Annotated in this window: 2 protein-coding genes; both read right to left on the bottom strand. The window is 71.6% G+C overall.

All coding sequences use genetic code 11. The features are described 5' to 3' along the window. Positions 1-129 precede the first annotated feature (129 nt). Positions 130-366 carry a hypothetical protein gene (locus tag ABZ641_RS30880; protein WP_359987112.1) on the bottom strand — a complete coding sequence of 79 codons (237 nt, stop codon included), beginning with the start codon at positions 364-366 and terminating at the stop codon, positions 130-132. A 296-nt stretch (positions 367-662) separates the two neighbouring features. After that, positions 663-2,774, bottom strand: coding sequence for a SpoIIE family protein phosphatase (locus ABZ641_RS30875; protein WP_359987109.1), 2,112 nt, complete (start codon positions 2,772-2,774; stop codon positions 663-665). Positions 2,775-3,078 lie beyond the last annotated feature (304 nt).

The following is a 3,078-nucleotide window of genomic DNA, read 5'->3' as shown; positions in this document are numbered from 1 at the left end:
GGCTGTCCCTGGCGCGGATCGGTGAGCGAACGACCGGCGGGGTGGGACCCCCGGGTACAACTGGTCGACAGCTTGAAGCTGTCGTAAGGGCTGGAGCTCGGGCTGGACATCCGCATCGGTGAACGCCTCTCACCCTCTTGAGGCCACATGCTCACGAATCGGACATCCCTCGACAACGCCGAAGCCCTGGGGCGCCACCAGATCCGCGCCGACGACCTGCACGTTCGGCTCGGCCCGGGTGGCGAAGCCTCCGAGGGAGGCGCGCAGTCGGATCGTGCCACTGGTTCGGAACTGCGGTCCGGCGAGGACCAGCTCCGCGACCGCGTGCAAGGCGCGGCGGGTGCGTACAAGCGATTCGCTGTCCATGACGGCATGCTCTCCCACAGTGGCGCCCGGCTCCCGTACCCGGCGCGCTCACACGCCGAATCACACCGAACGCCCCGGAGCGGCAGACCTCGATCTCCACGATGCGGCTCGCGCGTTAGCAGGGTTGTCCGGGCCGTTGCCGCGTACGTCGCTGAAACTTACGAAGGGCAAGACCTGTCCACTGGGTCGAACACCCGAGGAGCCGGTCCAGGCGACCGTCAGCGCTGTCGGGCGGTGCTGCATCCGCGACGTGACGGCGGGTATGCGATCGAGGCGATCGCCACCCGTTCGCATCCTCACGCCGCGTGTCCGACCGGACCCGGCACCGAGTGGACCTCGGCGATGAGCACGGCCACGTCGTCATCGTCATCATCGTCGTCTGCCCGCCGCAGGGCGGTCAGCAGACGGTCGCAGGTTGCTTCCAGCGACAGCCTGGGCCCGCGGAGCAGGCTCATGAGGGCATCAAGGCGCGTGTCGATGGCCTGGTCACGGGTCTCCACCAGGCCATCGGTGTACAGGAGCAGCCGGTCTCCGGGAGCCAGCTCCACGCAGGCGGACTCGAACGGGACGCCTCCGACTCCCAGCGGCGCGCCCGGGGGCAGCTCCAGCAGCACCGGGGCCCGACCGGGGCGGTCCAGTACGGGGGGCGGATGGCCTGCCAGCGCGATGCGGCACCGCCTGCCGTGCGGGTCGTAGACGGCATAGACGCAGGTGGCGGTGGTCTCGTCGAGTTCGGCGGTGACACGGTCGAGGTGATGCAGCACCTGAGCGGGGCCGAGGTCGAGATCGGCCAGGGTGCGGGTGGCGGTGCGAAGCTGGCCCATCCTGGCGGCGGCGTTGATGTCATGGCCCATCACGTCGCCGACGACCAAAGCGGTTTTGTCGCCGGCCAGCGTGATGGCGTCGAACCAGTCACCGCCGGCCAGCGCGGCGCGTCCCGCGGGCTGGTACCGGAAGGCGATCTGGAGACCGACGGGCCGCGTGGGCACGTGCGGCAGCAGGTGGCGCTGCAGGGTCAGGGCCGTGTTGCGTTGGCTCTGGTACCAGCGGGCGTTGTCGATGCACACGGCGGCGCGGGCGGCAAGCTCCTCGGCCAGCACGACGTCGTCCTCGCCGAACGGCAGCGGATCGCGCACGCGCTTGAGGTCCAGGGCGCCGACCACCTCGCCGCGGGCGATCAGCGGCACCGCCAGGTAGGAGCGCAGGCCTGCTCCAGCCAGCACGGCCGCTGCCTCGCCGTCTCGGGCGATGCCAGGCAGGTCCTCGCCCGTCACGTGGGCCACGAGCACTGGACGGCCGGTGGTCACGCACCGGGTGACCAGGCGGTCGGCGTCGTACTTGGCGATCTCTCCGACCGGGTCGGCGGCGCGCAAGGCGTCGGAGGGGTAGGCCGCCGCAACGGCCAGGGCCCTCAGGGTCACCGGCCCCGCGACCGGCCCGTGCGTGGGCGGGCGCCCGCTCAGGACCGAGTCGAGAACGTCGACCGCGGCGACGTCGGCGAGATCGGGGATGACGAAGTCGGCCAGTTCCTGGGCGGTCCGGCCGAGGTCGAGGGTGGTGCCGATCCTCATGGACGCCTGGGCGACCAGTGCCAGTCTCCGTCGGGCGCGGGCAGCCTCGGCGGCCGCGCGGTGCTGCTCGGTGACGTCCACCACCGAGACGGCCAGGCCGATCACCCGCCCGGCTGAGTCCTCCAGCCGGAAGTACGACGCTCGCCAGGCGTGGTCGCTGTCCGGATCGGCACGCGTGCGGCCGACCATGAACTGATCCACCAGCGGCTTCCCGTTCGCCAGTACCTGGCGCATCGCGGACTCCACGACCCCGGCGTCGAGGAACGGCAGCGCGTCGCGGACTTCGCGACCGAGGTGCTGCTCGGCCGGCAGGCCGTTGATGCGCTCCAGTGTCGGGTTGACCAGGACGTACCTCAGGTCGGTGTCCAGCACCGCCAGCCCGATCGGGGACTGGGCCACCAGCCGCGCCGACAGGGCCAGATCGCGCTCGACCCTGCGTAGCGTGGCCTCGTCGGTGGCGATCCCCAAGGCATAGAGGCGGCCGCGCTCGTCCTGCAACCGCATGTTGCGGAACTCCACCAGCAGGGTGCTGCCGTCCTTGTGCCGCACCGGGAACACCCCCGCCCAGCGCCCGCCGCCACTCATCACCTCGGCGAACAGCCCGAGGATCACACCCCGGTTCTCTTCGGCGACCAGTAGCTCGGCCGCGTACCGGCCAAGCGCCTCCTCGGCGCTCCAGCCGAAGAGATCCTGAGCCTGCGGACTCCACAGGACGACCCGCCCGTCCGCGTCCAACACCGCTGCGGCCACACCCAGCAGGTCCAGCAGGCCACCGGGCTCGGACGCGGCGGCCCGCACCGTGCCGACCAGGGGCCGGCCCACATCGGAGGCGCTCATTCCCGGCCTTCCTTCCGCCCGCCACCGGTACTGGCGGCCTCGTCCGATCCGGTCCCGTCGCTCGACCTCGCCTTCCGTCCCGGTGCCCTTCATCGTCTCTCCGCGCAGGCCCGCTGGACAGCTCAGGCGGCCTCGCCCACCGGCGGGTGCTCGACTTCCCTCATCAGTGACGGGCGTGATCTCGGCTTGTCCCGCAGCCGCTTGCGGACACCGCCCGCTACGTTCCGTCCCCGTCGGCGACCGGACAACGGCAGCCAGCCGGAGCGCCGGGCACGGCCCCACGGGCGTAGGGAGCTCACCATGT

This window comes from Kitasatospora sp. NPDC007106 (assembly GCF_040634455.1).
Lineage (GTDB): Bacteria > Actinomycetota > Actinomycetes > Streptomycetales > Streptomycetaceae > Kitasatospora > Kitasatospora arboriphila.
The sequence above is the reverse complement of the archived record's forward strand: the minus strand, read 5'-3'. Positions and strand labels throughout refer to the sequence as shown.